This is a genomic window from Oryzifoliimicrobium ureilyticum (assembly GCF_037199735.1).
Classification (GTDB): Bacteria; Pseudomonadota; Alphaproteobacteria; order Rhizobiales; family Rhizobiaceae; genus Rhizobium; species Rhizobium ureilyticus.
The window spans coordinates 65,274-91,605 of the sequence record NZ_JBBBVQ010000008.1; the positions used below are offsets into that span (position 1 = coordinate 65,274).

At 56.9% G+C, this 26,332-nt stretch carries 27 protein-coding genes; 5 read left to right on the forward strand and 22 right to left on the reverse strand.

Going from position 1 to position 26,332, the window contains the following annotated elements; translation table 11 throughout:
* Window positions 1-173 precede the first annotated feature (173 nt).
* Window positions 174-518, forward strand: a complete 345-nt coding sequence (locus VQ830_RS12550) for a DUF3140 domain-containing protein (RefSeq protein WP_337268454.1) — start codon at window positions 174-176, stop codon at window positions 516-518.
* A 186-nt stretch (window positions 519-704) separates the two neighbouring features.
* On the opposite strand, the gene VQ830_RS12555 is transcribed toward VQ830_RS12550, so the two are convergent.
* Window positions 705-1,121 carry a hypothetical protein gene (locus tag VQ830_RS12555; RefSeq protein WP_337268455.1) on the reverse strand — a complete coding sequence of 139 codons (417 nt, stop codon included), beginning with the start codon at window positions 1,119-1,121 and terminating at the stop codon, window positions 705-707.
* Window positions 1,122-1,191: 70 nt separating this feature from the next.
* Complete coding sequence (locus tag VQ830_RS12560; protein WP_337268456.1) at window positions 1,192-2,208, reverse strand: NADP-dependent oxidoreductase; 1,017 nt, start codon at window positions 2,206-2,208, stop codon at window positions 1,192-1,194.
* An 87-nt stretch (window positions 2,209-2,295) separates the two neighbouring features.
* Between VQ830_RS12560 and VQ830_RS12565 the strand changes: the two genes are divergently transcribed.
* Complete coding sequence (locus VQ830_RS12565) at window positions 2,296-3,204, forward strand: LysR family transcriptional regulator (protein WP_337268457.1); 909 nt, start codon at window positions 2,296-2,298, stop codon at window positions 3,202-3,204.
* 115 nt (window positions 3,205-3,319) lie between these two features.
* On the opposite strand, the gene VQ830_RS12570 is transcribed toward VQ830_RS12565, so the two are convergent.
* The 13 genes from VQ830_RS12570 to VQ830_RS12630 form a co-directional block, all read right to left on the reverse strand.
* On the reverse strand, window positions 3,320-3,877 hold the full coding sequence (locus tag VQ830_RS12570) for a sugar O-acetyltransferase (RefSeq protein ID WP_337268458.1): 558 nt from the start codon (window positions 3,875-3,877) through the stop codon (window positions 3,320-3,322).
* 85 nt (window positions 3,878-3,962) lie between these two features.
* On the reverse strand, window positions 3,963-5,321 hold the full coding sequence (locus tag VQ830_RS12575) for an amidase (protein WP_337268459.1): 1,359 nt from the start codon (window positions 5,319-5,321) through the stop codon (window positions 3,963-3,965).
* Between the two features lie 11 nt (window positions 5,322-5,332).
* Window positions 5,333-6,550 (reverse strand): ABC transporter substrate-binding protein, encoded by a 1,218-nt coding sequence (locus VQ830_RS12580; protein ID WP_337268460.1) that lies wholly within the window; start codon window positions 6,548-6,550, stop codon window positions 5,333-5,335.
* A 54-nt stretch (window positions 6,551-6,604) separates the two neighbouring features.
* The gene (locus VQ830_RS12585; protein WP_337268461.1) at window positions 6,605-7,645 is read right to left on the reverse strand and encodes a CobW family GTP-binding protein; all 1,041 of its coding nucleotides are present in this window, start codon (window positions 7,643-7,645) and stop codon (window positions 6,605-6,607) included.
* Window positions 7,638-7,970, reverse strand: a complete 333-nt coding sequence (locus VQ830_RS12590; protein WP_337268462.1) for a hypothetical protein — start codon at window positions 7,968-7,970, stop codon at window positions 7,638-7,640. The genes VQ830_RS12585 and VQ830_RS12590 overlap by 8 nt, the downstream gene beginning before the upstream one ends.
* A 68-nt stretch (window positions 7,971-8,038) precedes the next feature.
* On the reverse strand, window positions 8,039-8,917 hold the full coding sequence (locus VQ830_RS12595) for a polysaccharide deacetylase family protein (RefSeq protein ID WP_337268463.1): 879 nt from the start codon (window positions 8,915-8,917) through the stop codon (window positions 8,039-8,041).
* 29 nt (window positions 8,918-8,946) lie between these two features.
* Complete coding sequence (locus VQ830_RS12600) at window positions 8,947-10,065, reverse strand: ABC transporter ATP-binding protein (RefSeq protein WP_337268464.1); 1,119 nt, start codon at window positions 10,063-10,065, stop codon at window positions 8,947-8,949.
* 63 nt (window positions 10,066-10,128) lie between these two features.
* The gene (locus tag VQ830_RS12605) at window positions 10,129-11,361 is read right to left on the reverse strand and encodes an ABC transporter substrate-binding protein (protein ID WP_337268465.1); all 1,233 of its coding nucleotides are present in this window, start codon (window positions 11,359-11,361) and stop codon (window positions 10,129-10,131) included.
* A gap of 107 nt (window positions 11,362-11,468) precedes the next feature.
* Window positions 11,469-12,236 carry an SDR family NAD(P)-dependent oxidoreductase gene (locus VQ830_RS12610; RefSeq protein ID WP_337268466.1) on the reverse strand — a complete coding sequence of 256 codons (768 nt, stop codon included), beginning with the start codon at window positions 12,234-12,236 and terminating at the stop codon, window positions 11,469-11,471.
* A gap of 14 nt (window positions 12,237-12,250) precedes the next feature.
* Window positions 12,251-12,988 carry an SDR family NAD(P)-dependent oxidoreductase gene (locus tag VQ830_RS12615; protein ID WP_337268467.1) on the reverse strand — a complete coding sequence of 246 codons (738 nt, stop codon included), beginning with the start codon at window positions 12,986-12,988 and terminating at the stop codon, window positions 12,251-12,253.
* Window positions 12,988-13,833, reverse strand: a complete 846-nt coding sequence (locus tag VQ830_RS12620) for an ABC transporter permease (protein WP_337268468.1) — start codon at window positions 13,831-13,833, stop codon at window positions 12,988-12,990. The genes VQ830_RS12615 and VQ830_RS12620 overlap by 1 nt, the downstream gene beginning before the upstream one ends.
* A 3-nt stretch (window positions 13,834-13,836) precedes the next feature.
* Entirely contained in the window at window positions 13,837-14,736 is a 900-nt protein-coding gene (locus VQ830_RS12625) for an ABC transporter permease (protein ID WP_337268469.1), read from the reverse strand.
* Between the two features lie 93 nt (window positions 14,737-14,829).
* Window positions 14,830-15,903: an ABC transporter ATP-binding protein gene (locus tag VQ830_RS12630; protein WP_337268470.1), complete on the reverse strand. Its 1,074-nt coding sequence runs from the start codon at window positions 15,901-15,903 to the stop codon at window positions 14,830-14,832.
* Window positions 15,904-16,428: 525 nt separating this feature from the next.
* Here VQ830_RS12630 and VQ830_RS12635 point away from each other — a divergent pair.
* Window positions 16,429-17,439, forward strand: a complete 1,011-nt coding sequence (locus VQ830_RS12635; RefSeq protein WP_337268606.1) for a GntR family transcriptional regulator — start codon at window positions 16,429-16,431, stop codon at window positions 17,437-17,439.
* A gap of 60 nt (window positions 17,440-17,499) precedes the next feature.
* Here VQ830_RS12635 and VQ830_RS12640 read toward each other — a convergent pair whose 3' ends face one another.
* The 5 genes from VQ830_RS12640 to VQ830_RS12660 are packed head-to-tail and all read right to left on the reverse strand — an operon-like array spanning window position 17,500 to window position 21,807.
* Window positions 17,500-18,471 carry a 5-oxoprolinase subunit C family protein gene (locus VQ830_RS12640; RefSeq protein WP_337268471.1) on the reverse strand — a complete coding sequence of 324 codons (972 nt, stop codon included), beginning with the start codon at window positions 18,469-18,471 and terminating at the stop codon, window positions 17,500-17,502.
* Window positions 18,461-19,336, reverse strand: coding sequence for a 5-oxoprolinase subunit B family protein (locus VQ830_RS12645; protein WP_337268472.1), 876 nt, complete (start codon window positions 19,334-19,336; stop codon window positions 18,461-18,463). Before VQ830_RS12645 ends, VQ830_RS12640 begins: the two co-directional genes overlap by 11 nt.
* The gene (locus VQ830_RS12650) at window positions 19,333-20,736 is read right to left on the reverse strand and encodes an acetyl-CoA carboxylase biotin carboxylase subunit (RefSeq protein WP_337268473.1); all 1,404 of its coding nucleotides are present in this window, start codon (window positions 20,734-20,736) and stop codon (window positions 19,333-19,335) included. The genes VQ830_RS12645 and VQ830_RS12650 overlap by 4 nt, the downstream gene beginning before the upstream one ends.
* Entirely contained in the window at window positions 20,733-20,975 is a 243-nt protein-coding gene (locus VQ830_RS12655; RefSeq protein WP_337268474.1) for an acetyl-CoA carboxylase, read from the reverse strand. The genes VQ830_RS12650 and VQ830_RS12655 overlap by 4 nt, the downstream gene beginning before the upstream one ends.
* A gap of 22 nt (window positions 20,976-20,997) precedes the next feature.
* On the reverse strand, window positions 20,998-21,807 hold the full coding sequence (locus VQ830_RS12660; protein WP_438617816.1) for a 5-oxoprolinase subunit PxpA: 810 nt from the start codon (window positions 21,805-21,807) through the stop codon (window positions 20,998-21,000).
* A gap of 228 nt (window positions 21,808-22,035) precedes the next feature.
* On the opposite strand from VQ830_RS12660, the gene VQ830_RS12665 reads away from it, so the two are divergent.
* The gene (locus VQ830_RS12665) at window positions 22,036-22,953 is read left to right on the forward strand and encodes a LysR family transcriptional regulator (protein WP_337268475.1); all 918 of its coding nucleotides are present in this window, start codon (window positions 22,036-22,038) and stop codon (window positions 22,951-22,953) included.
* Window positions 22,954-23,024: 71 nt separating this feature from the next.
* On the opposite strand, the gene VQ830_RS12670 is transcribed toward VQ830_RS12665, so the two are convergent.
* Together VQ830_RS12670 and poxB are read right to left on the reverse strand one after the other, a co-directional pair.
* Window positions 23,025-23,519, reverse strand: a complete 495-nt coding sequence (locus VQ830_RS12670) for an FUSC family protein (RefSeq protein ID WP_337268476.1) — start codon at window positions 23,517-23,519, stop codon at window positions 23,025-23,027.
* Between the two features lie 12 nt (window positions 23,520-23,531).
* The gene (gene poxB, locus VQ830_RS12675; RefSeq protein WP_337268477.1) at window positions 23,532-25,256 is read right to left on the reverse strand and encodes a ubiquinone-dependent pyruvate dehydrogenase; all 1,725 of its coding nucleotides are present in this window, start codon (window positions 25,254-25,256) and stop codon (window positions 23,532-23,534) included.
* Window positions 25,257-25,352: 96 nt separating this feature from the next.
* Here poxB and VQ830_RS12680 point away from each other — a divergent pair, with 96 nt between their 5' ends.
* Window positions 25,353-26,273 (forward strand): LysR family transcriptional regulator, encoded by a 921-nt coding sequence (locus VQ830_RS12680; RefSeq protein ID WP_337268478.1) that lies wholly within the window; start codon window positions 25,353-25,355, stop codon window positions 26,271-26,273.
* Window positions 26,274-26,332: the final 59 nt, after the last annotated feature.

The following is a 26,332-nucleotide window of genomic DNA, read 5'->3' on the forward strand; positions in this document are numbered from 1 at the left end:
CGTACAAGATGTCCCCTTGCCCGCACTCAGTTTTGGGAACACGCAATGCCTCTCTTCAGCTGGAAGGGATGAGGACCAAATCCTGGCGATGAAAATCAAGCGTCGTGTCGATGCCGAAGAGCGCGGGACTGATCACGCTCAACAAAGTTTCTTCTCAAAACTGAGAGGTTCCGATGCCAGAAGATCAAGACCGCGAGCAAATTTGGCGAGACTTTAAAGACGCTGTGAACATGACCCCTTCGGCGCTCGAAAAATGGCTTAAGACACCTGAGAGCCAAGAGAGTGGTTTCAGCGAAAACGACCGAAAGGAAACTGTCGGCCACCACTCCGGCCGTCGCATCCTCGATATTAAACACAAGAAGAAGGCCGACCTAACAGCGGCAGACTACGACCACATGCAAAAGGTCGTGGGTTACGTTCACCGCCACCTGAAACAGGGCGGCCCAAAGAAGGACAAAGATCATTCGCCGTGGCGCTATTCCCTCATGAATTGGGGGCACGATCCACTCAAGGACTGATGCGGAGACTGATGCGGGCTGGGCTGGCTGCTGTGTTGCGGCGGCCTGCGCTTCCCCAACCAAACACGCAGCGTCGGCGTCAGCCATGCCTTTTCCGCCAGCCCGCCTGAGTGGCTCCCTGGCGGATCTTCCGAAAGTCTCTAGACGTCTTTTACGATGGCAAAGACGGCATGCTCTGCGAACTTCTTATTTAGTTCGCTCGACGATCGGATCGTGAACCAGCCTCAGCCAGCTCCCCAAACGGCTTGGATCGCCTTCAATCCGAAGTTCCCCAGCCTTTATGGCAGCATCGAGCGCGGCTCCGTAGCTTGGATCCGAAGTCATCAAAAGATTTAGGCGACGGGCAGCGGATCTGCTGATTTCGATCGTGACATCCCCACGTTCGTCTCCTTGAACACCGTAGCGAAAGGAAGGCTTGCCATTGACGATATCAAAGCGAATACCCTGAACATCGTCATTGGCAAGGATCTGCCCGTCGAAATAACGCTCGACCAGGGAAACTGTAAGATCCGGCGGTAGATTGGCCAACTCCGCGGCCTCACACATCAACGTGCCGATCATTCGAAACCAGGCTTCGGTTCCTTGGCTGATCCTTGCATCCATATCGAACAAGCCTTCCCTTTTACTGGCTCTTCAGCCACAGATAAACGTCTTACCAGTGAGCTGAAGGCGCTTACGCTGCAATCAAGACGATCTTTCCCTGGATATGGCCTTCTTCGGCGCGCTTATGAGCCTTTGCCGCCTCGGCCAACGGATAGGTACTGTCGATCACGACCCTGATCGTGCCGTCGCTAAGGAGAGGTGCAATTTCTTCAAGCTGCGCGCCGCTGGACCTGACTTGGGTGGTAGAAACTGTAATCCCATTTGCCTGAGCTTCTTCAGCGCCATCAAAGCCAAGAGAGAAGACGGGAAACAGGCTTCCGCCGCGCTTCAGGGTGCGAAGAAACCGCGCCGATTTCGGTCCTCCGACGCTGTCCACGACAAGGTCAACGCCGCGTACGAAATCTTCAGGGGCGCGCTGCGTATAGTCTATGAATTCGTCGGCTCCCAGTTCGCGAAGCACAGCCTCGTTCTTTCCAGATGCAACGGCAATGACATGAGCACCCTTCCACTTTGCTAATTGCAGAGCGAAATGACCGACCCCTCCGGCAGCGCCGTTCACAAGAACCGTCTTTCCGGTCAGAGCAATGGGCTCATGCTTGTGAGGCTGCAGCGGATTCTGTTCATCATGACCGACATCGATGAGGAACTGCCAGGCAGTCAATAAGGACATCGGTGCGCCAGCGGCATGGATGTGATCGACACCTTTCGGTTTATGAGCAAGCTCTGATTGGGACACGCTGACATATTCCGCGTAGGCACGACTTTTTCCGGCAAATCCGCTTGGAAACCGCACCATAGCGTAAACTTCCTCTCCGACAGCAAAACCGGACACCTCTTCGCCGACGGCTTCAACGACACCGGAAATATCCGTGCCCGGGATTGCCGGAAATGCGACCTCTGGCCGCCAGGCGGGCGTCAGTGCCTTGAAGCCTTCACGCAAGTACCAATCTGGCGGATTAAGACCGACCGCATGTACCCGCACCAAAACGTCGTTTGCAGTAATCTCCGGCTTGGCTGCATCTTCATATTGAAGAACGTCGGGTCCGCCGAAGCGATAGAATTTCACTGCCTTCATCAAGCCTGTCATAGAAGCCTCCTTGGCGTTTGTTGTCGGCCAAAGATATTTCACGCGACATGCATTGATAATAAGCGTGAAAGGCGCTTCTATAGTTCCATGAAGGAACAAATTGCGCTTGAACGACTAACGGGGCTGATCGCGTTCGCGCGTGCGGGCTCTCTCGGTAGTTTCACTGCCGCTGCGAGAGCACTTGCTGTCTCGCCATCAGCGATCAGCAAGAGTATCCAACGGTTGGAACAACGCCTCGGAGTGACGCTGTTCACGCGCACAACGCGTTCGCTCGTCATGACGCCAGAGGGACGAGCTTTACATGAGCGGGCGCTGAAGCTTCTTCTGGATGCCGAAGCAATCGAGCAGACTGCTATTGCCGCAAGATCGGAGCCTGCGGGCACCCTGCGCATAGCAACGTCCTTACCGATCGGCATCCACATCATCGCGCCGGTTCTTCCGAGCTTTCGGCAGCAGTTCCCCAATGTGTCGATAGATCTGCGTTTAAGTGATCAGATCGTGGATCTCATTGAGGAAGGAATAGATATCGCCATTCGCATTGGGGAACTGCCCGATTCAAGTCTCTTGTCCAAGCGATTGTCCTCGTTGCGTCTGTGTGCTTATGCCTCACCAGCCTATATCGACGCGCACGGTATTCCTTCTCAACCAAGCGACCTCACAGGCCACGACACCGTGAACTTGCGCTACCAGAGCAGCGGACAGCTGTTTCGCTGGCCGTTTCAGGTAAAAAATCACGTGGTCGAAGTGCTTCCCGCGGCTCAAATTATCGTCGATTCAAGTGATGCGGTCATAGCAACGGTCGCCGCAGGAGGCGGCATCGGCATGATCGCCACGATCATGGCGGCTCCTTACGTCAAACGAGGGGAACTCATTCCCGTGCTTCACGACTACGCGGTCGAGCGCAGCAATATAACGGCGCTGTGGCCCGACAGCCGCCGCACCAACCCTGCTGTTCGTTCCTTCCTAAAGCATCTCGAAGCAAATTTTTCGGCGTAGGCCCATGCAAACTGCGCCAGCAGCCAACAAAGCTTCAACGCACGGGTACCGCCGCGCTCCTTGTAGAGGGGAGTTCATAGAGCCGCCCAATAGAAGTGCGGCCACTATATCTCGCTCAGGACCGCTGGCGGATCATGCGTGCCGGATTGCCAACGACAGTAGCGCCGGCTTCGACGCTTCGCGTGACTACGGCGCCTGCCCCAACGATGGCCCCGTCTCCGATCGTCAAGCCGCCGAGGATGATCGCCCCTCCACCGACCCAGACGTCTTTTCCAATCGTGACTGGCCGCGCAATCTCCAGACCTGCCTTCCGCAGCGCGACATCGCGATGATGTTCTGGACAGAAGATCTGAACGGACGGACCCAGCATCGTGCCGTCACCGATCGTGACACGAGCGGTATCGAGAATGACGCAGCCAGAGTTCAGATAGACGCCGTGTCCGAGGCTGATATTCATGCCATAGGCACAATGGAAGGGTGCTTCGACGAATGCTTCCCCCACATGGGCAAACAGCGCGTGCAGTTCAGGCGCCATCTTTCCTCGCTTGTCGGGCGGCATGGTATTGTGGGCATGGACCGCTCGCCTTGCCGACATCCTCAGCGCGTCAAGTTCAGGGTCGAGGCAGCAGTACCACTCTCCCGCGGCCATCTTTGCGCGTTCGCTCTTTTCCATTTTGCGTTCCTAAAGCGTTTCAGCATTTCGGTCGGCGACCCCCTGCAGTCTAACGGCTTGCGTGGGCACTCGCTCAATGACCGGCTCACAGTCGAGATTCGATGGCGAGTGCAGCAGAAAGAACAGCCTCGTCCTGATGCCGGAGCCCAGAGATCAAGATGCCGACTGGCATGTCGGCAGTGCCGGTACCATTGGGCAAGGAGACCCCGCACCAATCGAAAAAATTGCCGATCAGCGTATTGCGCAGTGTCTTGGCATTGGTAGCAACGAATGCCTCGTCATCGCCAAGGAGTGGCGCGACGGGCGGGGCTACATGCGGCAGGGTTGGTGACAGCAGGAGTTCGCCAGGTTGAATCGCCTGCTCAACTTCTCCAATCATTCTGCGACGTGCGGCGCAAATCGCAACGTAATCAGGCATCGAGATTTTTTCACCCAGTCGCGCGCGAGCCACCACGCGATGATCCATACGGGCTGCAGCTTCGCCCTTCAATCGCCCTTCGTGAAATGCATAGGCTTCAGCCGTCACCAGCGCACCACGTTCGGCCATCAGCCTGAACAAAGCGGTGAACTGCGGGAAAGCCTGCCGACGAATGGAGGCCCCGGCTTTCGACAACAAAGTGACAGCAGCCTCGAATGCGGCAACAACCTCAGGCTCCGCATCGTCAAAGAAGACGGTTTCCGGAATAACGAAGCGCAAGTCTTGAAGACCGACTGTTTCGACCGAAGGCATCGTCAGACCGCGCATGGCGGCGTCCACCCAGATGGCATCCTGAACAGTGCGGCAAAGCGGGCCAAGGGAATCGAGACTTGTCGCCAGCGGAAAGACGCCGTCCATCTTGTATCGGCCCCGACTTGCCTTGTAGCCGACCACACCGTTGAAAGCTGCGGGAATGCGGATCGACCCTCCGGTATCTGTTCCGATTGCAACGGGCAAAAGACCAGCCGCAACGGCGACGCCAGATCCTGATGAAGACCCGCCTGGCACACGGTGAGTATCAGTGCTTACGGGGTTTTTCGGGGTGCCGTAATGGGGATTGATACCCAGACCGGAAAAGGCAAACTCGCTCATATTGAGCCGACCCACTGATACCATGCCGGCGGCCGCCAACGCAGCAACAACATTGGCATCGCGCGGTGCGGGCTGCTCCGTAGCGAGCACCACCGAACCAGCCGTTGTGACTTCACCCTCCATATCGAAAAGATCTTTCCAGCCGATCGGTATACCGTCGAGCAGGCCGCGCGAACGCCCTGCTTTGAGGCGCTGGGAGGCAGCCTGTGCTTCGCGCATCGCACGCTCTTCCGTCAAACGTGTGAAGATGGCGCTATCTCCATGCTCGCGGATGACAGCAAAGGTTTCCTCAGCCAGTTGAACGGCGTCCAACGCACCAGATTGCAGGAGGACGGCAAGGGAAGCGATCGAGCGACCGCGGATTTCGGTGGACATGATCTTCTCCTTCAAGCTCGTCCGACGAACTGCATCCAGCGGCGAACGAGATAATTATGCTCATCCATGGTCGTATTCCAGACCGCGATGTTGTTGGCGCGCTGCCAGTAGGAGCCTCCACTGCGAACTGAGCCCTTACGGATACATGCCGAGCCGTCCGGCCCGGGCAACTCGCTGCGTGCCGGCAGGCCTCCGTACCAGTAGTCCCACTCCTCCGCCGTCAAATAAGCGCGAGAGCGCTCGGGGGTCGAAATGTAATAACCTTGGCGCGCAACGACCGCGCCTGGCCACCCCGAGATCCACCAGTTGAGATACTCGTAGGCGACATCCAGCATGCGCCCATGAAGCTGGCGGGACAGGCACAGACCGCCATGCCAGGCGCGGTAGCCCTCAACCGGCACAGATTGTTCGACGGGCACGCCACGGCCGGAGAGAATGTTGATCCCGGTCGACCACATGCTTTGAATATCGGTCTTGCCGTCAACCATCAGGCTTGCTGCATCCTCGGCCGTGCGCCAAAAGCTGCGGAAAAAGCCGGCGCGCTTGCGTTCCTCGAGAATGTCGATCAGCCGGTCGATCTCGTCCACCGTCATATTGCCGATATTGTCGAAGTTCATCAGGCCCGCAGCACGTGCCGCCAGCGCCGCATCGAAGATACCGATTGCCGGCTCATCCACCAACGCAACACGTCCAGTCCACCTCTCGTCAAGAAGCGCCGCCCAGCTCGCCATGTTCGCCCCTGCGCTTCCGACATCCGTGCGATAGGCGAAGCTGTCGAAATTATGCGTCGTCGGCAGCATCGAGATGAGACCGCTCGGTTGGTCACCGAGAGCAAGATTGGACTGAACGTAGAGCTTCTTGACCGGCGCGTCGCCTTGGCCAAACCGCGGATTGGGACCAATATGTCCGAGCTTCGTCAACTCATTGACCTCGCTCCAGAGCGTAATACGCTTGAGGTCGATCGGCTGAACCGCGCGCCAGTACCAGACAATATCGAGATTATGGAAACATTGATCGTAAATATCGTAGGTGGCAGGCTCTTGTGCCGCTTTATGCTGGGTGGTCAGGAAGTCATTATTGTCGAAGACGACATTGATGCCTAGATCGGCTTCTGCACGATGACGCAACGCCTCCAAAAGAGAAATGGCAGTGCCAAGTACTCGTAGGGTGGGCCGCCCCTGGGTATTCAGCGCTGGCGCGGCAAGATCGAGGCGGGCATGCTTATTCATCGGTGCGTCACGCTTCCTGGGGGCAGTTGCAAGCCTTGAGGGTCGGCCGAAAGATCACGCGACGGCGCTCATCTGGGAAACCGTTACGAAAGCTTCGAAAGAGCGTTTCAGCAGATTGCCATCGATCCCGTCAACGATAAAAACGATGCGGGATCGGCGATCGTCGCTGGGCCAGGCATGCATGTGAACAGGCGGGTGGACCAGATGCTGCACGCCATGAACGGCGACGGGTCTATCCTCTCCCGCAATGTTGAGGATGCCCTTGACACGAATGACGCGTTCGCCATGGCGATTGAGCAGCATCGTCATCCACAATCCGAAGGCTGTCCAATCAACCGGCTGATCAATGGTGATGACAAGAGAGCTGAACGCTGCGCTGTGAGAAACGCCATCGGCATCGACGAGCTGCTGCGGGGCATCGCAGTAAAAGCCCGAGGGAGACTGCAAGCCAGAGACACGGGGTGGAGCCTGATCGAAAATGAGGCTCGCAAAGTCAAGACCGCGATCCGACGCGTCGAGAATTTCGGCATCTGGATTGAGGATGAGCAGACGCTTCATCAGCGTCGAGGCATCTTCGTCAGAAGCGAGATCCCTTTTGGTTATGACAAGGCAGTCAGCGATCGCCGCCTGTCGGTTGGATTCGAGATAGGTGTCGAGCTGGCGGAGCCCGTTCACCGCATCAACTGTGGTGATCACCTTGCCAACCCGAAAATGGTGACGTAGCACGGGATCAGCCTTGACCGTGGATAGGACCGGAAACGGATCTGCAAGGCCGGTGCTTTCGATAATGACCCGACGGAATGGGGGAATTTCGCCGCGGTCCCGACGGGCATGCAGATCGCGGATCGCCTCGGCCAGTTCGCCGCGTACCGTGCAGCAAAGGCAACCTGATTTCAGCAGGACCATATCCGTATCAAGCTGCTCAACGAGGTGATGGTCGAGACCCGCCTCACCAAATTCATTGATCAAAACAGCCGCATCGCTGAGCGCGGGATCTTTCAGGAGCCGCGACAGAAGCGTGGTTTTCCCGGATCCAAGAAATCCGGTCAACAAGGTGATGGGCGTGAAATCAGGGATTGCCCTTTGCTCATCCATGACGCTCGCGCTCCATGCGCGCGATGATCGCCTCGTCGAGCGGATCGCAGCCGCGTCCGATCATTCCTTCAGCCGCAGACCAGAGATGGCCGAGATCCTCGACAACCTCCGTCTTGCCGGTTCGCGATGACAGGAGAAAGGACGAGCCCTGCCAGTCGGAAAGCTGCAGGGCAAAGGCGGATAAGATGGTGTTGGCGGCACTTACGCGGCGCGCGCGCTCCCGGCGCCGGTCGGCACGCTCGTGGTTGCGTGTGAAAACGCCCGGCCTTGCAACCGCATCGGTCCAGTGTTCGTTGCCGCCCAAGATACCGCAAAGGGAACACATCCTCGTTCAATGCCTCTTATCGCTTCGTAAGGGCGGCAGATCGCTCTCCGCCGCCCTTCGATTGAAAATTACTTGCGCGGAAAGCGCTTGTTGAAGTCGTCTGCGATCTCGTTCATCGTCACAAACTTCACGCCAGGATGCTTGATCATATAGGCGTAAAGTCGTTCCAGCATCATCAGAACTTGCGGGCGACCGGCAACATCGGGGTGAATTGTGATCGGGAAGACGGCATAGTCCATTTCGCGATAGACCCAATCAAATTGATCGCGCCACATCTGCTCGATGTCATGCGGATTGACAAAGCCGTGGCTGTTGGGAGCCTTCTTGATGAACATCATCGGCGGCAAGTCATCGAGATACCAGGAGGCTGGAATTTCAATGAGATCGGTTTCCTGACCCCGCTTCAGCGGCACCATCCAGTCGGATGGCTTCTTGGAGTAATCGATCTTGGTCCAGCTATCGCCGACACGCACCCGATAGGGCGTGAAGTCGTTATGCATTAACGAGTGGTCATACTTGATGCCACGTTCGAGCAACAGCTCGTTGGTGACGTTCGAAAATTCCCACCACGGCGCGACATAGCCCGTCGGGCGCTTACCTGAGAGTTTGGTGACCAGATCGATGCACTTGTCTAGCACCTCGGTTTCCTGCTCCCGCGTCATGGCAATCGGATTTTCGTGGGTATAGCCATGGATACCGATTTCGTGACCGGCATCGGCCACCGCCTGCATCTGCTCGGGGAAGGTTTCAATTGAGTGGCCAGGGATAAACCACGTCGTCTTGATACCGAAGCGCTCGAACAGCTTCAATAGCCGCGGGCTACCAACTTCGCCGGCAAACAAGCCGCGCGAAATATCATCGGGCGAATCCTCCCCGCCGTAGGAACCGAGCCAGCCGGCGACGGCGTCGACGTCGATGCCGAAACTGCAGAAAATTTCCTTTGCCATTGTATAGGCCTCCTTTTGTATATGGGTGATCAGACCGCCGGGATGACCGTCGCTTCCGACGGCCTCCACGACAGCAAAATGTCGGACCCGATTGCGAAGCGACCCGGCCGGTATTTGTCGACATGCGCCTCCAGCGAAACCTGCCGCCCGTCCGCGAGTGTTGCCGTCAGGTGAGAGACGTGGCCAACAACATCAAAACCGGTCAGTTTCGCGTCGATGAGGTTACCGTCGTATTCACCAGCAATCTCTTGGCGCGCTGCGCCCTCGCCGGCATGCACTTCAATCGCTTCGGCCGGCACGACCAGATTTGCCTTCGCTCCCCGAACACTGCCTCCTGCTTTGCTGTTCCACTGGCCCGAAAGCATACCGACCGATGTCGAAATACGCGCCACATCGTTAGCCTGTGTTTCAACTGCACCTGAGAAGATCGTATTGCGGCCGATAAATTGCGCCACGAAGGGCGTATTGGGTCTGGTATAAAGCTGATGCGGCGAGCTGATCTGTTCGACACGACCTTGATTCATCACCACAATGCGATCCGACAAGGCAAGAGCCTCAGACTGAGCATGGGTGACAAAGATGAAGGTCACGCCGAGCGTTTTTTGCAGAAGCTTCAACTCATTCTGGATCGCCTTGCGCAGATTGGCGTCGAGTGCGCCGAGCGGCTCATCGAGAAGCAGAATGTCTGGCTCGACAACAAGACCACGTGCGAGTGCAATTCGCTGGCGCTGCCCACCGGAGAGCTTTTCCGGCTTACGGTCGGCAATATCTTCAAGTCCGAGTGTGGCAATGATGCGGTCGACCTTTGCATCGCGTTCTGCCTTCGCAATGCCCTTCACGTCTAGCCCATAGCTCACATTGCAACGGACGCTCATATGCGGGAAGAGCGCGTAGTTCTGGAAGATCGTCGATGTGGGGCGCCGTTCGGGTCGGATATCATTGATCCTGACGCCCTTTATCATCATGTCGCCCGAGGTAATGCTTTCAAACCCCGCGATCAGGCGCAAAGTCGTCGTCTTTCCGCAGCCTGACGGGCCAAGGAAAGCGATGAACTCTCCTTTATTGACAGCGAGGTCAAAATTGCTGACGGCTGTCGCGCCGTTGTCGTAGACCTTGCCGACATTGATCAGTTCGAGGTCGTAAATCATCTAAAGCACGTCTCCAGGCGAATGGGAGGCCGGGCTACTACGGTGAGCCCGGCCACTGATCGGTCAAGCGTTCAGGAATTCATCCCACTTCTGAATGAGGTGATCGTATTCATCCGGCCATTGATGCCAATAGGCTACGTTCTTTGCGCGCTCTTCCAACGAACCGCCATCGCGCAGGTCGCCTTCCTTGATACCGCGTTCGGGAGCGCCAGCCCACGGCTTGCCCTCGTACCAGAAGGCATATTTTTCAGGAGACATGACGTTCTTGATGTTCGTGGAGGGCGAATAATAACCCTGCTCCGAAACGGTGATCCCCGGTTCTCCCGATAGCCAGTAGTCGGCATAGGCGATGACGGCCTCTTTGTTGGCAGTTCCCGCGATCATTGCCGGCCCAATTGCCCAGCCGCGATAGCCCTCTTTCGGAACAGCATATTTGCACGGCTTGCCCTGCGCCTTGACCGCCATGACAGCCGGCTGCCAGGCATCGCAGACCACCATTTCGCCAGAGGCCATGAGATTGACGAGTTCGCCAAAGTCGCCCCAAAGGGCACGGAACTGACCCTCCTTCTTCTTCGAGACGAGAAAGGCGGCCGCTTCATCGATTTCGGCAGCCGACGGGTTGCCCGGATTGGCGACCTTTGACAAACCGAGGGAGTTCATGGCCATGATGGCCTGGCCGAATGCGATCAGCGGATCGGTGTTAAGGCCCGACTTGCCCTTCCATTTTGGATCGAAGATGGCGGCCCAGGTATTGGCCTCTTCCGCCGAGACGACATCTGGGTTGTAGCCGATAGAATCGTAGTTATAGACGGCCGGCACCATGTTCAGCATGGTCTTGCCTTCATCGGCCCAGATCTGGCCAGTAATTTGCGCCTTTGCATTCCATTTGTCGGATGGCGTCGTGAAGGTTTCACGGATATTGGCCCAGTTCTTCAAGGAAGCGGCCGGTATCGTCTCGACATTGTTGGTCATCACGATGGATGGGAGACGTTCTGCAATGATTTCCCAGCAGTCGTAATCCTTCGAACCTGATAGGATCTTCGTCTGTGCATCCGGAAAAGTGGCCGCCGTACCGGACGTTGTGCCAACGCCTGAGGCCTTTTTGAACTGTTCGAGAATGCGCTCCTGTACGGTCACAGACAGGCCGATGGTCCGCAGTTGCTGGCCAGCAATATTGGCTGCTTGGGCATAAGCATTCTGCGAAGTCAGGAAGGGCGTGCCCCCGCCCATAGCAAGGGCCATCATTCCGGCGGACCGCTTCAGGAGCGAGCGGCGATTAACTTCAAATTTCGACATTCTCTTCTCTCCGTTTTTTAAGTTCCCCAAGCGAAGGTGTTGCGCCAGCGTCCCTTCGTCATCAGTCTTGCCATCGCGATACCTGCCTGCGCGGTGGATCGTAAGTGTCAGTAGCGGCCCACGAGGAGGCCTCCGTCCACGACCAGCACTTGGCCGGTCAGGTATCGCGCACCGTTCGACGCCAGAAACGCGATCACATCAGCAATGTCTTCCGGCGTGCCAAGACGGCCCATGGGAATGAAGGCAGCAGCTTTTTCGGCGCCTTCCGGTCCAAGCGAATTTTCTTCAGACAGAAGTTGCGCCGTGCGGATATAGCCTGGAGCGACCCCGTTCACGCGCACGCCATCGGCGGCAAGCTCGACAGCGAGCCCACGCACCAAGCCGACGACGCCTGATTTGGCGGCCGAGTAGTGCACATGCTCGTCCCAGCCATAGGCAACGCCCATGATCGAGGAGAGCGCGATGATCGAACCATGTTTGCGGGCCCGCATGGACGGTGCAGCGGCGCGCGCCAACCGGAAAATACCCTTGAGATCGATGTCGAACGTCATGTCCCATTTCTCGTCGGTGAGTTCGGCGAGTTTGGTTCGGTGGGCGATGCCGGCATTGGCAACTACTACGTCGATCTTGCCGTGGCGGGAAAGAACATCTGCGACGAGACGCTCTGTCGTTTCTGTGGAACGCACGTCATATGGATGAAATTCGGCCGAACCGCCGGCCTCATGGATCGCGGCTGCGATCTGTGCGCCTTCGGTTTCCAATACATCCGTGACGACCACGTGATCGCCGGCCGCAGCGAAGGCGCGCGCGGTCGCGGCCCCGATACCTATGCCAGCGCCAGTGACGATGACGACACGCTTTTCGGCTTCCCTCATGGTCTCATCCTTCCTTACAGCATCACATCGCCAGAATTCGGTCCAAGCGTCTGCCCGACGAAAAGCGAGGCCTCGTCCGAGGCCAAAAATGCGACAGTGGCGGCGACTTCCGCAGGTTCTCCGAACCGGCCAAGCGGCAGTTCCGCCTTCTTGGCTGCCCGCCAGTCCTCGGAAAGATCCATCACCAGAGGTGTATTGATCGGTCCCGGTGCAACGGCGTTGACGCGAACACCGCGGGCGGAAACCTCCCGCGCGAGGGCCTTGGTCATTCCGATGATCGCACCCTTTGCGCCGGAATAGTGCACAAGCTCGACACCGCCGATCTGGCCAAGCTGGGACGCAATATTGACGATGACGCCTTTGCCAGCGTTCAGCATCCCCGGCAGGACCGCTTTCGTCATGAGAAAAGTGCCGCGCACATGCACCCGAAACATTCGGTCGAAATCAGTAACAGAAAGGTTTTCGAAGAGCGACTGGTGCGCGATGCCGGCGTTGTTGACGAGAAGACCAACGGTACCATGAGCGGAAACCGCTTGCCCGTGCAAGCGGAGAACATCTGTCTCATCCCCGACGTCACCCGCGCCAAATGCAGCCGTGCCTCCGCTTGCCTGGATCTCATCGACAACTGCCTTGGCACGATCGGCTGAGAGATCATTGACGAACACACTGTAGCCATCGGCGGCAAGTCTGAGTGCGATGGCGCGGCCTATACCGGAGCCGGCACCGGTGACGAGAGCGGAAACAGCAGCCATCAAACATCTTCCTGTACGGCAACGCGGCGGGCGCGTCGCACTGAGAGCGACATCAGCACGGCATAGGTGCCGAGCAGCGCGAAGGAAAAGAGCGTCGTCAGCACGCCGAAAGCAAAGACGTTCGGATGAACTTCGACCGAGAACGTTCCGTAAATCGCAAGCGGCAAAGTCAGATCACGACCAGAGGCAAAAAGTGTGCGCGAGAACTCATCGTAGGACAGCGTGAACGAGAACAGCATGGCCGAGAGCACACCAGGGAAGATGAGCGGAAAGGTGATCTTGCGGAAGGTGCGAGCTGGCGTCACACCAAGCGACCAGGCGGCTTCCTCCACGGAAGGATCGAAGCGATTGAAGATCGCCAACATCACCAAGAAAGCGAAGGGATAGGTATAGACGACGTGCAGCACGAACGTGGTACCCCACCAATGACGATCGATGCCAACAGCGTTGGCGACCAGCGCCATCCCGAGACCGACCAGCACGCCAGGAACCATCATACCAAGCACGATCAGGTAGAAGACGACGCCTGAACCCTTGAAGTGAGTCCGGAAGGCTTGAGCAGAGGTCACGCCGAGCACGGTGGAGACAATCATGGTCATGACCGCGAGGACCAAGGAGCGTACGAGACCTTCCTCAATCGGCAGCGGCGCAATGCGCGAGGGCGGCGTCAGGCCAAAAAGATGCTTGTACCAGTAAGTCGACCATTCGATGATCGGAAATTGCGGCCCACCCTCTGGCCCTGTTTGGAAGGACAGAATGGCCAGCACCACCAGAGGACCGTACAGAAAGATGATAAAGAGCGTCGTGTAAAAAGCGAGTCCAAGTTTGATGCCGTTGGCGTTCATTTCTCAGAGCTCCTTCCTGAGATCGACGACACGCAGCAGAACCGCAACGACCGCCCCCATGATGACCGTCAGAACGACGCCCGCAACGGCTGCGAAGGCCCATTTCAGGGATCCGACCTGTGTGACGATTATATTTCCGAGCAGATTGACCTTTCGTCCCGAAAGGGCGGCCGAGGTGGCGAATTCACCAAGCACCATGACAGACACGAAGATCGCCCCGACGACCACGCCGGGCATCGACAGCGGCAGGATGATCGTCCGAAAGATCCGCCAGAAGCCTGCACCAAGATCCTGTGCGGCCTCTATGATCGAAGGATCGATGCGCCCTAGCATAAAGGCAATCGGTCCAACCATGAACACACAATAGATCTGGGTCATGCCGATAATGACTGAGAGGTCGGAAAACAGCAGAACCTCTATGGGCTGGCTGACGACACCAAGCTTCATCAGGATCAGATTGATCGCGCCCTCCTTGCCGAGCATCGGGCGCCAGGCCAACACGCGGATAAGGAAAGATGTCCAGAACGGAATGACACAGAGCACCAGGAGGACCGTCTGGAGCGTTTTGTTTTTGACGAACAAACCAACAAAAAGCGCTGCGGGATATCCAACCACCAGTGTGGAGGCAAGAACGATCAGCCAGATGCGAATGGTCGTCCAGAGTGCACCGAGATAGGTGTCGCTGGAGAAAAACGTGATCCAGCTCTGAAATGTCAGTTTCGGTTCGATTTTGAATGTCGTCTGGGTCCAGAAGGATACATAGACCATCATAGCGATCGGTAGGACGAGAAAGAGCACCATCCAGAGCGCACCGGGCGCGACCAGCCAAAGATTGGCGGGTCTGGCTTTCGGCACGTTGACGACAGTGGGGGTCGCTTCTTCGACAAGGTGTGGCATGGTCATGGTGCGGATCTCCGAATGCAGATCGCCGTGTGTGCAGTGCGAGCGAAACGGTCGGTGGCATAAGTGCCTGCGGTCGTTATCTCGATCTTGTCATCAGGCATAGACAAGTGCGTCCTCCCGCTTCCAGGCAAGGCGATAGCGCGCCTGCGGCTCAAAGGTGGAGGGAGGCGTGTGACTGAGATGTTGCTCGACCTCAAAGACACTGCCATCAGCGAGCATGAAAAAGGCATTGACGGCCGAACCCGTGTATTCACTCGTGATGAAAGTAGCCTCGATACCGGTTTCCCCTTCCCCGAGACTGGCAGTTTCGGAGCGGATCGAGACGCGGTCGTAACGGATGGCGTAAGCTGGATTGGCTGCCTTCTGATGCAAGCCGCCAAGGGAAAGCGTTCCAACGGGAGACACGAAGTTTTCGCCCTCCACGCGACCTGACAAGAGATTGTAACAGTTGAGAAAGCGCGCCACGGCGGGAGAACAAGGCCGATTGTAGATCGTGTCAGCGTCGCCATGCTGGGCGATGCGGGCACGTTCGAGCACCAGCACCGTATCACCCATGGCCAGTGCTTCCGTCTCGCTGCCGGTCACATGCAAGAAGGTCACACCGCAGCGCTCGCGTATGCGGCGCAGCTCGGAACGCATACTGGTGCGCAAATTTGCATCGAGCGCGCCTAGGGGCTCATCAAGCAGAACCATCTTCGGTTCAGTGACGAGGGTCCGCGCAAGCGCCACTCGCTGCTTCTGACCTCCCGAGATTTGGGAGATGGCACGCCCTTCCAGTCCCTTCAGACCAACGAGCGCGATCATATCCTTGACGCGACGGGTGACCAAAGCGTCATCGAGGATCGGATCGACCGCACGATTGGTGAGGCCGAAGCCGATGTTCTGTTCGACCGACAAATGGGGGAACAGCGCAAAATTTTGGAAAACAAAGCCTATGCCACGCTCGTGCGGTGCCAGCGTGTCAATCCGCTTTCCTTGGAAATGTATTTCTCCGGCCTCCGGCCGTTCGAAGCCCGCAATCACGCGCAGGAGTGTCGTCTTCCCGGACCCACTCGGCCCGAGCAGCGAAATATACGAGTCGCCCGGCAAAGACAGGCTGACGCCATCAAGGGCGCGCGCTTCGCCATATTGCTTCACGATGTTCCGGATGTGGAGCACTGCAGTCAACGAAATCCCTGCCCAATTTTTTCGGAAGCAATCAATGGGCACGGTTGACGATCCACGGGGGAGGTCCTCGCCCGATCTGAACGCAAGCCAAAGCCATTCGCGCTGATGCTGGTAGCGCGTCTGAGATGCTGTCCGAATTTGTTTAAATGCTGTCTGTCTGTTCCCGCGCTTCTTCCGGCGCTAATGAAGATCATTTCATAAATGACTTTTGTATTCAATAGACTTTTTTGAGAAGTGATGTTTAATTTGAAGACGAAAACGACGAGGCGGCAATGGATTGCGCGAGATCATTGGCGGAACCAGCAAGCCGCTTTCAAATCCGCTTATAATTCGATGTTGACTGCCGCTAAGAACGGCATTTTGATGAATTTCAAAGCGCTCCCATGCTTGATCTTAACTCTGATGCTGCATGTATCTTTGTATGCAATATACATTTTTGATTGATCTAGGAGCTCTGTGGTAAATTGTCTAAAAGGAGCGCATCGCCCTCTTCCCTACGGAACGTTCAAACCGATGACTGACAGCATGACCGAAAGCCAAACCGGCCAGAGCACACGGCGACGCTATGAAATTGTCGAGGACGTGTTGCGCCGGAATATTGCCAAGGGCGTGCTTCCCTCCGGTTTGGTTCTTCTGGAAGGACCGATTGCCGATATTCTTCAGACTTCTCGCGCGCCGGTTCAGCGCGCCCTTCAAGCGCTTGAAGTCGAAGGGCTGGTACAACGGTTCAATGGCCGCGGCTATCTCGTTGGGCGGCCGGGCGTCGCGCTCGAACCAAATCGAACCGATATCAAGACGATCGGACTGGAGATCCCTCTGCATGCCGATGAGGCGTTGCAAAGCCGCTCTTCTTGGGAACACATTTACAATACGGTCGAGCGTGATGTGGCGGGTTGCGTGGTTTTCGGTCAGTACCGCATCATCGAAATCGAGCTTGCCAACCACTTCAAAGTCAGCCGTACCATTGTGCGCGATATCCTGACGCGCCTGCGTGAACGCGGTCTTGTTCGGAAGAATCAGAGCTCGCATTGGATTGCCGGCCCGTTGACCGCACAAACTATCAAGGATCACTTCGTGCTGCGCCGGATGCTGGAGCCACAGGCGCTTCAAGCCGGGGCAAATGAGATAAACCGCGAGGCGCTTACTGCCTTGTTCGATCGACTGGTTGCTCTCGAACAGCGCGAGGCTCACGATTATCTGGCGGATGTTGAAGATATCCAAGCGCGCTTCATTGAGACGTGCGTTCTCGCAACGCCCAACGGAAAGCTTCAGGAACTCATCCGCAACAACCTCTTGCCGATGACGGCCACGGAACGCCTTTTGAGCCGCCTGGGTCTGCCGGGTGACCCGACGCTGATCACTGAGCTTCGGCTTATCGTGGAGCTTTTGGTGCGTGGCGCTCCTCGCGCCGCTGCCGCCATGCTGGAGACGCACCTCGATAGTGCCGCCAATCGCATGATCGCGCAGATGAAGATCGTCGCCATCATTCCTGGTCCTGGCGAGACTGCTGACTATCTCACCCGTGTCCAGGAGTGAGGGAGGAGAGAAAAGCTTGTCGACATCCATCATCGTCTCTCCTCTCCTTTAGGCAATTTATCAGGCTAGTGATGCCCGCATCCGAGCGATAAGCGCCTTGCGTTCAGCTCTGGCCGCAAGCGCTTCCTCCATCGTCACTTTGACGAAGTGGGCGGGCTTGTGCGGCTGCAGCTGGCCTATCAGGTCCATATCGGCGGAGATAACCGTGCCGACCATAAAATATCCTCCGCCCGATACAGCGTCGCGATGAAGGATAATGGGTTCGGTTCCACCAGGAATCTGGATTGACCCATAGGGATAGCAACTATCAACGATGTTGGAAGGATCGGAACCTGCCCCGAAAGGCTGTTGACGATCTACGAAGGTCATCTTTCGTCCGCCGCGGAACCTGTAACCCATGCGGTCAGCCTCAGGTGCTACTTTCCAATCGTCGGCAAAGAAGGTCTCCTTGGCGTCCTCAGTCAGTCGATCCCAGTAAAGACCAGGCAGCACCCGGAGCTCTGCCGGGGTGGCGGGGCCCCGCCGGAATTCATCCCCGATGCTCAGTCCCGGTTTTGGCGTTCTCGCCGCTCCGACCGGCAATTCGTCACCTATAGCCAAAGCACGGCCCTTGTACCCGCCAAGCGCACCGATAGCATAGGTTGAGCGGCTGCCCAAAGCGAGCGGAACATCGATTCCGCCCGACACGGCGATGTAAATACGTGCGCCGGATTTCAGAAAATCAAAGCTCAATTCTTGGCCGGCCTTGATTGAAAAAGAGGTCCAGCCCGGCTGTACGACGCCATCGACCTTCGCAGGCATATCCGCGCCTGTGACGGCAACGACGGCGTCCTCTGTGAAGAGAAGTTTCGGCCCCATGAAGACTGCTTCGAGACCTGCGGCGCTCTCGTCATTACCAACAAGAAGATTGGCCGCGCGCAAGGCAAGCCGGTCCATGGCTCCGCCGACTGGAATGCCGAGATGGAAGTACCCCGGTCTTCCGAGATCTTGGATGCTTGTCGCAAGACCATGATGCACGACTTTAATGGCCATTGATCATGCCCTCCAGTCTCGCGTTATAGCCGCTGATATCCTTTCGGAATTCGCGCAGGTCGAAATTGACTTCCCGGATCGGCGGAAAGAACCGGCCTTTATCAACATCTTCGAGCGCCTGATCATAAGCATCGCGATCTATGGGCTTGAATTTGACGATATCGCCCGGACGGAAAAACACCATGAAATCGCGAAGATAGCTCGTGGTTTGCGTCGGGTCGAAGATCGGCATGGGCGTGATGCCGAACATCTGGTAACCACCGGCGCCGCGCACCGAATAGATGCAACCGAAGCACCCGCCGTGCCCGACCGTCAGCTTTGGCGTATCGGTACGTGGCCGCAGATATTTCGGGACTTCGATCTGCCGCTGCCGCTCCACCATCTGATACATAAAGGGTAGACCCGCAACGAAACCGACCATGGAAACAAACCAGGGCGAACCCGAATGGGCGGCTACGAAATCGTCGACGGAACCGTAATCATTGATGCGCGCAGCATAGTCGAGATCGGTGCCGGAGGGATCCTGATGACGCTCACGAAACCGCATGAGCGTCTCATGAGTCCAGGGATCGTTGTAGTAGACTGGGATCTCGACAATGCGCGTTTTGATGACGGGCTTTGCCCTTTCTGCCGCGCCCTCGATCGCACGCACCTCTGTCAGCACATCATCTGGCTTGATGATATCAGGATCGAATTTGATCTGGAAAGAAGCGTTCGCCGGGCAGATCTCGCTCACGCCCTTGATGCCACTTTCCTTCACGCCATTTGCCATCGACAGGCTCTTGAAGAAGGCTTCGAGCGACATTTCATTGCTGCATTCCACGAAGAGGTGCTCGTCCCCTCCGAATGAATATCGAACATTCATCCGTTCTGTCCCTCCGTTTCGCGGCCGCTCAAAGCGGCAATCTTGGCCTCACCTCCTGCCGCGAGCCAGGGCTCGAGGAAGCGGGTATGAAAGTCGCCGCGTTGCACGGCCGCATCACCTGTCAGTGCGCGATGTAAGGCGATCGTGGTACTCACACCGCCAATCGACAGTTTTTCCAGTGCATCGCTGAGGTTCGCGATGCAGGCACGGCGGTCGGGGCCGTGAACGATCAGCTTGCCGAGCAACGAATCGTAAAAAGGCGGGATCGTGTACCCCTCGTAAAGCATCGTGTCGAAACGGATTTGAGGAGCGCCCGGCACATCGAGTGCCGTAATGGTGCCCGGTGCGGGTTGAAAGCCGCGCAGCGGATCTTCAGCATTGATGCGACACTCAATGGCGTGTCCACCGATGCTTATATCCTCCTGCCGTACGGAAAGTTTCTCGCCGCCGGCCACACGGATCATCTCCTGTACCAGATCGATGCCGGTGATCATCTCCGTTACGGGATGTTCAACCTGGATGCGGGTGTTGACCTCGATGAAATAGAAGGCGCCTGCGTCCTCGTCATAGAGATATTCGACTGTCCCCGCACCGCGGTATTTGACCTCGCGGGCAAGGGCCACCGCGCTATCGCAGAGACGGGCTCGGATATCAGCCGGTAAGCCGACAGCAGGTGCTTCTTCCCAAACTTTCTGACGGCGGCGTTGAAGCGAACATTCACGCTCATAGCAATGAATGAAATTTTCGCCATCACCAAGGATCTGCACCTCGACGTGACGTGCCTTGGTGATCACCTTTTCGAGGTACAGTCCGCCATCACCAAAGGCTGCAGCCGCTTCCGCGGACGCCTGCGGAAACTGTGTATCGAGTTCATCAATATTTTCGATGATGCGTATGCCCCGTCCGCCACCGCCCGCCGCTGCTTTGATCATGACGGGAAAACCAGTTTGGCCAGCTATTGTCCTTGCTTCCAACAGGTCGTCAATTCTTCCTGCACTGCCCGGAACTGTAGGCACGCCAGCCTTCGCGGCAACCGCACGCGCCGCCACCTTGTCGCCGAGCAGGCGGATCGCATCGCCGGATGGGCCGATAAAAATAAGGCCGGCCGCGTGCACCGCGTCGGCGAAATCGCCATTTTCAGAGAGAAAGCCGTAGCCGGGGTGCACAGCATCCACACCGGCAGTCTTGGCGGCGTCGATAACTGCCTCAATGTTCAAATAGCTCTTTTTTGCCGCGGGAGGGCCGATGTTGATTGCCTCGTCCGCAAGGCGAACGGCAAGCATATCGGCATCGGCGGCGCTGTAAACCTGCACCGTGCGAATGCCGAGGGCCTTTGCCGCCTGGATGATCCGCACGGCAATCTCGCCCCTGTTAGCAACGAGCAGACTGCGGATGCTCATGCCTCGACCTCGGCGATGACCTGACCAGCCATCACTGGCTCCTCGTTGTCGACAAGAAAACGGATCTTGCTGCCTGCAACCCCAGCCGGCACCTCTTGAAAGGTCTTCATCACTTCGATGAGCCCGATCGTGTCGCTCTCCTTTACAGTATCTCCATCGGCTTTGAACGGCGGCGTATCCGGCGAAGACGCCCGGTAGAACGTTCCGGGCAATGGCGACTTGATCTCGATCGTGCTCATAACGGTCTCCGCTTTCAATATTCTATTGGAAGGTCTCGGGTTTCAGGATCTTAGACACTGGCGCGATGCGGATGCCCTCAGACACGAGGGACTCGCGCATGGCAAGCGCGATATCGAAAGCCCCTAGCGTGTCGGAATGGAAGCAGATCGATTCAAACTGAATTTCGATGTCTCCGCCACTCACAGTCTTAACGCGGCCGTCTTTGCAGGCTCGCACCACCTTACGCGCAATTGCCGCCGGATCGGGCCGCCCTGCATCTCGCGTAAAAACAATCGATCCCGTATCGTCATAATCGCGGTCTGCGTAAAACTCGCGCACCACAGGATGTCCCGCCTCGAGAGCCGCTCGATGCGTTGCTGAATTGCCCATGCAAAAGATGAAAGCATCGGGCGCCGCAGCACGCATATAGGTCACAAAGATCTGGGCCAGTTCGGGGTTCACTGCCATCTCCATGTAAAGCGCTCCATGCGGTTTAACATGCTGAAGGCGAACACCGTGACGGCGAGCAAACTCTCTAAGGGCTCCGACCTGATAGACGATGTCGTTAACGAGTTCCTTGGCCGTTCCATTGATTTTGCGCCGACCAAAGCCTTGTAAATCGTTGTAACCCGGATGAGCGCCGAGTTCGACACCATGGCGTACGGCAAGTTCCACCGTCTCATTCATCAAATTAGGGTCGCCTGCATGGAATCCGGTGGCAACGTTGGCGGAACTGATGAGGGTCATGAGGGCGGTATCATCTGCATCGCCGACGTGCCAGCGCCCAAATGCCTCACCCATATCGCAGTTGATGTCGACAACATCGAGCAAGCCCAGGTCCTCTCCACGCATTGATCGTCCGTAAAGAAAGGCTAGGAGAAAATCCGCCTTTTGAGAAATTCAATTTTTCGCTATGTATTATCTGAAAATCAGAATTGCGTAGGGCAATTGGAGTTCTACGAAGGCCCCAGTTTTATGGGTTGATCGGTGCGTTGCCTTCTAACTGGGCAGCCGCCTGCTTGATGAACGGGCAGAAAATCTGAAATTTTAATGGTTGAAATCTATTTTATTGAGGGGCGGATGTCATTTAGCTTACGTCAACTGCGCTACTTCGTTGCCACGGCGGAACTGGGACAGATTTCGCAGGCGGCTGTTGAACTCTCGATCTCGCAATCGGCCATCACCACGGCAATCAAAGAGCTGGAGCAAATTTTGGGGATTAGTCTCTTCCTGCGAACGCCGCATGGGATGAATTTGACAGAATCCGGCCGACAGTTTCTCGCCCATGCCTACGACATTCTTAACAAGGTGGATGAGGCCATGCGTCTCGATCTTGTGTCGAGCGACGTCGAGGGGGTTTTGACCATTGCTGCGACTTACACGGTCATAGGCTACTTCCTGCCTGTTCACATTGAGAGGCTGCGACGGCTGTTTCCCAAGCTGGAAATTCAACTGTTTGAACAAAACCGAGAGTCGATCGAAGAGGGACTTCTGACCAATCGCTATGATATGTCTGTCCTGCTGACCTCCAACGTTCTCGACCCGCAGCTCGCAACCGAAACCCTGATGAGTTCGGCGCGCCGGCTTTGGGTGCCGGCACAACATCCTCTGCTTCAAAGCGAAGATGTAGGGCTGAAAGAAATCGCAGAAGAGCCCTATATCATGCTGACGGTTGACGAAGCCGCACATTCGGCGCTGAAATACTGGAATGCGTCGTCCTACCAGCCACGGGTCATCTTGAGGACATCCTCCATTGAAGCGGTCCGCTCCATGGTTGCAAACGGGCTGGGCGTTGCCATCCTTTCGGACATGGTGCATCGCCCATGGTCGCTTGAAGGACGCAGAATCGAGACCATCAATGTCCGCGATCCCGTGCCTGCTATGAATATTGGACTTGCTTGGCGCAAGGGAACAGAGCTTGGTCCTGCAGCCAGAGCTCTGCGCATGTATTTCAGGAACCTAAGCTACTTTGACGGCGCGAATATGGGGCGTTCTTAGAGCTTTCGCGACCACCATAAGAGCAGTTCGGAATAGCTCGTCTCACTATTTCAAAGCTCTTGCGTGCGCGTTTACCATTGGCCTCGCGGATGGATCCAACCAACGACGCACTCAGCTACAAAATGAAGCACCGCTCCAACAATTCCGCCCAGAAGAACTTCAGCGCCGCGCGAGGCGCCGACCTCCCATAGCGGCACGCCAGGGGTCGCCGTCAGGAAAACAATTGGGCAGGTCCACATGCAAACCCTGATCCACGGATACCGCCGAGCGGCGACCGCGGCAAGCGCGACCGCGACTGCAATATCGACAGCAACATCGGTACCGATCCTGTCAAACAACGTACCAATCATCACGGCGATGGACACACCGAGCAATGTGCCTATGAACCGACCGATTGTCGCCTGCCTCGTATCGCCCAGCTTCTCCTGACTGACAATGATGCCGGACATCGCCGCCCAAACAGGGTGCGGCAGTCCGGCGGTTTGAGCCACGAGGTAACCAACCGTTGCCGCGCCAGAGCAGCGCAGAACGAAGGCGATGTCACGCGTTTGAGTTTCGGTTATCAAACTGTTCTCCCATCACCTCAGCAGGTTTGTTCGCGCCAGTTCAACCACCTCGTCGCCACGTCCATTAATGATGGCTTTCAGCATGTAGAGGCTGAAGCCCTTGGCCTGCTCGAGCTGGATCTTGGGAGGCATGACCAGCTCTTGCTTTGCCGTCACCACGTCAACGAGAGCAGGTCCAGGATGTGCGAAAGCCGTCTGCAAAGCTTCGTCGACATCCTTCGAATCCTCAACGCGTATCCCTTTTACGCCCATGGCATTGGCCATGGCAGCAAAATTTGGGTTTTGAAGATCCGTACCCGTATCGAGATAGCCACCTGCCTTCATTTCCATCGCCACGAAACCGAGTGATCCGTTGTTGAACACCACGATCTTTACTGGAAGCCCCAATTGCGAGAGGCTGATGAAGTCGCCCATCATCATCGTGAAGCCGCCATCGCCGGAGAGCGAGACGACCTGGCGTCCAGGGGCTGCTGCCTGCGCGCCAATCGCTTGAAGCATCGCATTTGCCATCGATCCGTGATTAAACGAACCGAGCAACCGGCGCTTGCCGTTCATCGCGAGATATCGTGCCGCCCAGACCGTCGGCGTGCCGACATCGGCGGTAAAAATCGCATCCTCTGCGGCTATTTCGCTTACGCGTTGCGCGAGATATTGAGGATGAATGGCACGCCCTGCCGCAGATGGTACAGCCAGTTCGTCTAACCCCTCGCGTGCCTTTCGATAATGGGTCAAAGCTGCGTCAAGAAAACCTCTCTCCTTTCGAGGCTGCAAGCGTGGAAGAAGAGCCGCAATCATTTCGCCAACATCACCCACGATGCCTTGTGTCAAAGCGGCACGCCGGCCCAACGCGCTCGGATCTCGGTCGATTTGAATAATGCGGGCCTTGGCAGGGTAAAACGCCCGATAAGGGAAATCCGTCCCAAGCATCAGAATCGTGTCGGCATTCTCCATAGCATGATAACCGGAAGAAAAGCCGATCAGTCCCGTCATTCCGACGTCGAATGGATTGTCCCATTCGACGTGCTCCTTGCCGCGCAGCGCATGAACGACCGGCGCCTTCAAATGATTGGCGAGGGTAACAACGGCATCGTGGTGGCCCGCACAGCCGCTGCCGGCGAGAATGGTGATTGACTTCCCCTCATCCAGCAAGGTGACCAATCGCTCGATTTCAGCCTCGCGTGGCACTATGCGCGGTGTCGCAGGAAGCGCTGTTGCAGGCACTTTGTCCACAGGCGCTGCAGCAAGGGCGACATCGCCCGGGATCACCAAGACGGCGACCCCGTTGCGACCGATTGCAGTGTTCAGCGCTCGACTGAGCACGCCGGGCATCTGTGCTGGATTCGAAACAAGCTCGACAAAATCGGCGCATTCTCGGAACAGCTCCTGAGGATGCGTCTCTTGAAAGTAACCCAGGCCAATTTCGGAAGAAGGAATATGCGCAGCGATTGCCAGAACAGGAACGTGATTGCGCTTGCAGTCGAAGAGGCCGTTGATGAGGTGGAGGTTTCCGGGCCCACAGCTTCCTGCGCAGACCGCGAGCTTGCCGGTCAAGGCGGCTTCGGCACCGGCTGCGAAAGCGGCGGTCTCTTCATGGCGCACATGCATCCAATCAATGCGCCCGAGCCGTCGCAGGCTGTCGTTGAGGCCGTTCAGACTGTCTCCCGTGACGCCCCAGATTCGTTCTACCCCGGCGTCAGCTAGGGTGACAGCAAGTAGATCGGCTACGGTGGTTCCCATCACATTACTCCTTCGACTGGTATTTTCGCTGTTCCTCTTGAGACATAGATCACCTCCGCTCTATCTTCCAATATATGGAAAAGGGAATGTCCATATATGAACCTTGATGACATTGACCTTCGGCGCCTGCGGTATTTTTTCATTGTCGCGGAGGAGCTGCATTTTACCCGGGCGGCGGAGCGCATAGGGATTCGCCAGCCCCCGCTGAGCATGCAGATCCGTCAGCTCGAAGAAACGATCGGAGCGAAACTGTTCCTGCGCCAAGCGCGGGGCGTGGAACTAACGGCCGCCGGTCTTGAATTTCGTGCTGCTGCCATCGACATCGTCGCACGCTTTGACGATTGTATTGTACAGACCCGTCGCCACGCAGCGGGACAGGCCGGGCGCCTTCGGCTAGGCTTTGCCGGCGCGACCTATTTTCATCCTACGGTTCCGCAGATCATTCACGCGTATCGCAACGCACATCCGGGCGTTGTCCTTTCGCCCGAACAGAGCAATACGCCCGCGCTTCTATCGGATTTGCGTGAGGGAAGGCTTGATGTCGCGTTCATCCGCCCTTCGGCAGACGACGACGAGCGCCTGACCGTGCGCTCCTGCCTTGACGAGGATATGGTTATTGTCCTGCCGGCGGATCATCCTCTGCGCAAAGAAAAGCGGGTTCCGCTCACTGCAATCGCAGGTGAAACTCTCATTCTGTTTCCGCGCGAGATTGGCCCCGGACTTTACGACAGCATCGTCTCTGCGTGTCGCCAGGCAGGATTTACCCCGCACCTTGGGCAAGAGGCGTCGCAGATTGCTTCGATCATTCCGCTCGTGGCAGCAGGTTTTGGGGTATCAATTGTGCCGCACTCCGTCAGCTCGATCAGGAACGAAGGCGCCATTTTCAAATTTATCTCTGGTCCGGCGCCTCAAGCCCCTATCGCTCTTGCGAGCCGCGCCTGCGATTACACTCCCTTGGTAACGGCCTTTCTTGCAACGGCTGCTCAATCTGTGCGCCGCCTGGAGCGCAAGTTTTGATTGCTGTTGAATGATGTCCAGCATACCGGCGCTTGAGAGACACCATCAACAGGTCGCCT

What these genes read in the sequence shown, in the direction of transcription:
- VQ830_RS12590 (WP_337268462.1), bottom strand. Translation starts at nt 7,970, where the DNA reads ATGTGTTCCCTTTGCGGTATCTTGGGCGGCAACGAACACTGGACCGAT.
- VQ830_RS12665 (WP_337268475.1), top strand. Translation starts at nt 22,036, where the DNA reads ATGTCATTTAGCTTACGTCAACTGCGCTACTTCGTTGCCACGGCGGAA.
- VQ830_RS12605 (WP_337268465.1), bottom strand. Translation starts at nt 11,361, where the DNA reads ATGTCGAAATTTGAAGTTAATCGCCGCTCGCTCCTGAAGCGGTCCGCC.
- VQ830_RS12575 (WP_337268459.1), bottom strand. Translation starts at nt 5,321, where the DNA reads ATGTCCACCGAAATCCGCGGTCGCTCGATCGCTTCCCTTGCCGTCCTC.
- VQ830_RS12680 (WP_337268478.1), top strand. Translation starts at nt 25,353, where the DNA reads ATGAACCTTGATGACATTGACCTTCGGCGCCTGCGGTATTTTTTCATT.
- VQ830_RS12615 (WP_337268467.1), bottom strand. Translation starts at nt 12,988, where the DNA reads ATGGCTGCTGTTTCCGCTCTCGTCACCGGTGCCGGCTCCGGTATAGGC.
- VQ830_RS12550 (WP_337268454.1), top strand. Translation starts at nt 174, where the DNA reads ATGCCAGAAGATCAAGACCGCGAGCAAATTTGGCGAGACTTTAAAGAC.
- VQ830_RS12585 (WP_337268461.1), bottom strand. Translation starts at nt 7,645, where the DNA reads ATGGATGAGCAAAGGGCAATCCCTGATTTCACGCCCATCACCTTGTTG.
- VQ830_RS12635 (WP_337268606.1), top strand. Translation starts at nt 16,429, where the DNA reads ATGACCGAAAGCCAAACCGGCCAGAGCACACGGCGACGCTATGAAATT.
- VQ830_RS12625 (WP_337268469.1), bottom strand. Translation starts at nt 14,736, where the DNA reads ATGACCATGCCACACCTTGTCGAAGAAGCGACCCCCACTGTCGTCAAC.
- VQ830_RS12595 (WP_337268463.1), bottom strand. Translation starts at nt 8,917, where the DNA reads ATGGCAAAGGAAATTTTCTGCAGTTTCGGCATCGACGTCGACGCCGTC.
- poxB (WP_337268477.1), bottom strand. Translation starts at nt 25,256, where the DNA reads ATGGGAACCACCGTAGCCGATCTACTTGCTGTCACCCTAGCTGACGCC.
- VQ830_RS12620 (WP_337268468.1), bottom strand. Translation starts at nt 13,833, where the DNA reads ATGAACGCCAACGGCATCAAACTTGGACTCGCTTTTTACACGACGCTC.
- VQ830_RS12580 (WP_337268460.1), bottom strand. Translation starts at nt 6,550, where the DNA reads ATGAATAAGCATGCCCGCCTCGATCTTGCCGCGCCAGCGCTGAATACC.
- VQ830_RS12640 (WP_337268471.1), bottom strand. Translation starts at nt 18,471, where the DNA reads ATGGCCATTAAAGTCGTGCATCATGGTCTTGCGACAAGCATCCAAGAT.
- VQ830_RS12660 (WP_438617816.1), bottom strand. Translation starts at nt 21,807, where the DNA reads ATGCGTGGAGAGGACCTGGGCTTGCTCGATGTTGTCGACATCAACTGC.
- VQ830_RS12570 (WP_337268458.1), bottom strand. Translation starts at nt 3,877, where the DNA reads ATGGAAAAGAGCGAACGCGCAAAGATGGCCGCGGGAGAGTGGTACTGC.
- VQ830_RS12655 (WP_337268474.1), bottom strand. Translation starts at nt 20,975, where the DNA reads ATGAGCACGATCGAGATCAAGTCGCCATTGCCCGGAACGTTCTACCGG.
- VQ830_RS12610 (WP_337268466.1), bottom strand. Translation starts at nt 12,236, where the DNA reads ATGAGGGAAGCCGAAAAGCGTGTCGTCATCGTCACTGGCGCTGGCATA.
- VQ830_RS12600 (WP_337268464.1), bottom strand. Translation starts at nt 10,065, where the DNA reads ATGATTTACGACCTCGAACTGATCAATGTCGGCAAGGTCTACGACAAC.
- VQ830_RS12645 (WP_337268472.1), bottom strand. Translation starts at nt 19,336, where the DNA reads ATGAATGTTCGATATTCATTCGGAGGGGACGAGCACCTCTTCGTGGAA.
- VQ830_RS12565 (WP_337268457.1), top strand. Translation starts at nt 2,296, where the DNA reads ATGAAGGAACAAATTGCGCTTGAACGACTAACGGGGCTGATCGCGTTC.
- VQ830_RS12560 (WP_337268456.1), bottom strand. Translation starts at nt 2,208, where the DNA reads ATGACAGGCTTGATGAAGGCAGTGAAATTCTATCGCTTCGGCGGACCC.
- VQ830_RS12650 (WP_337268473.1), bottom strand. Translation starts at nt 20,736, where the DNA reads ATGAGCATCCGCAGTCTGCTCGTTGCTAACAGGGGCGAGATTGCCGTG.
- VQ830_RS12555 (WP_337268455.1), bottom strand. Translation starts at nt 1,121, where the DNA reads ATGGATGCAAGGATCAGCCAAGGAACCGAAGCCTGGTTTCGAATGATC.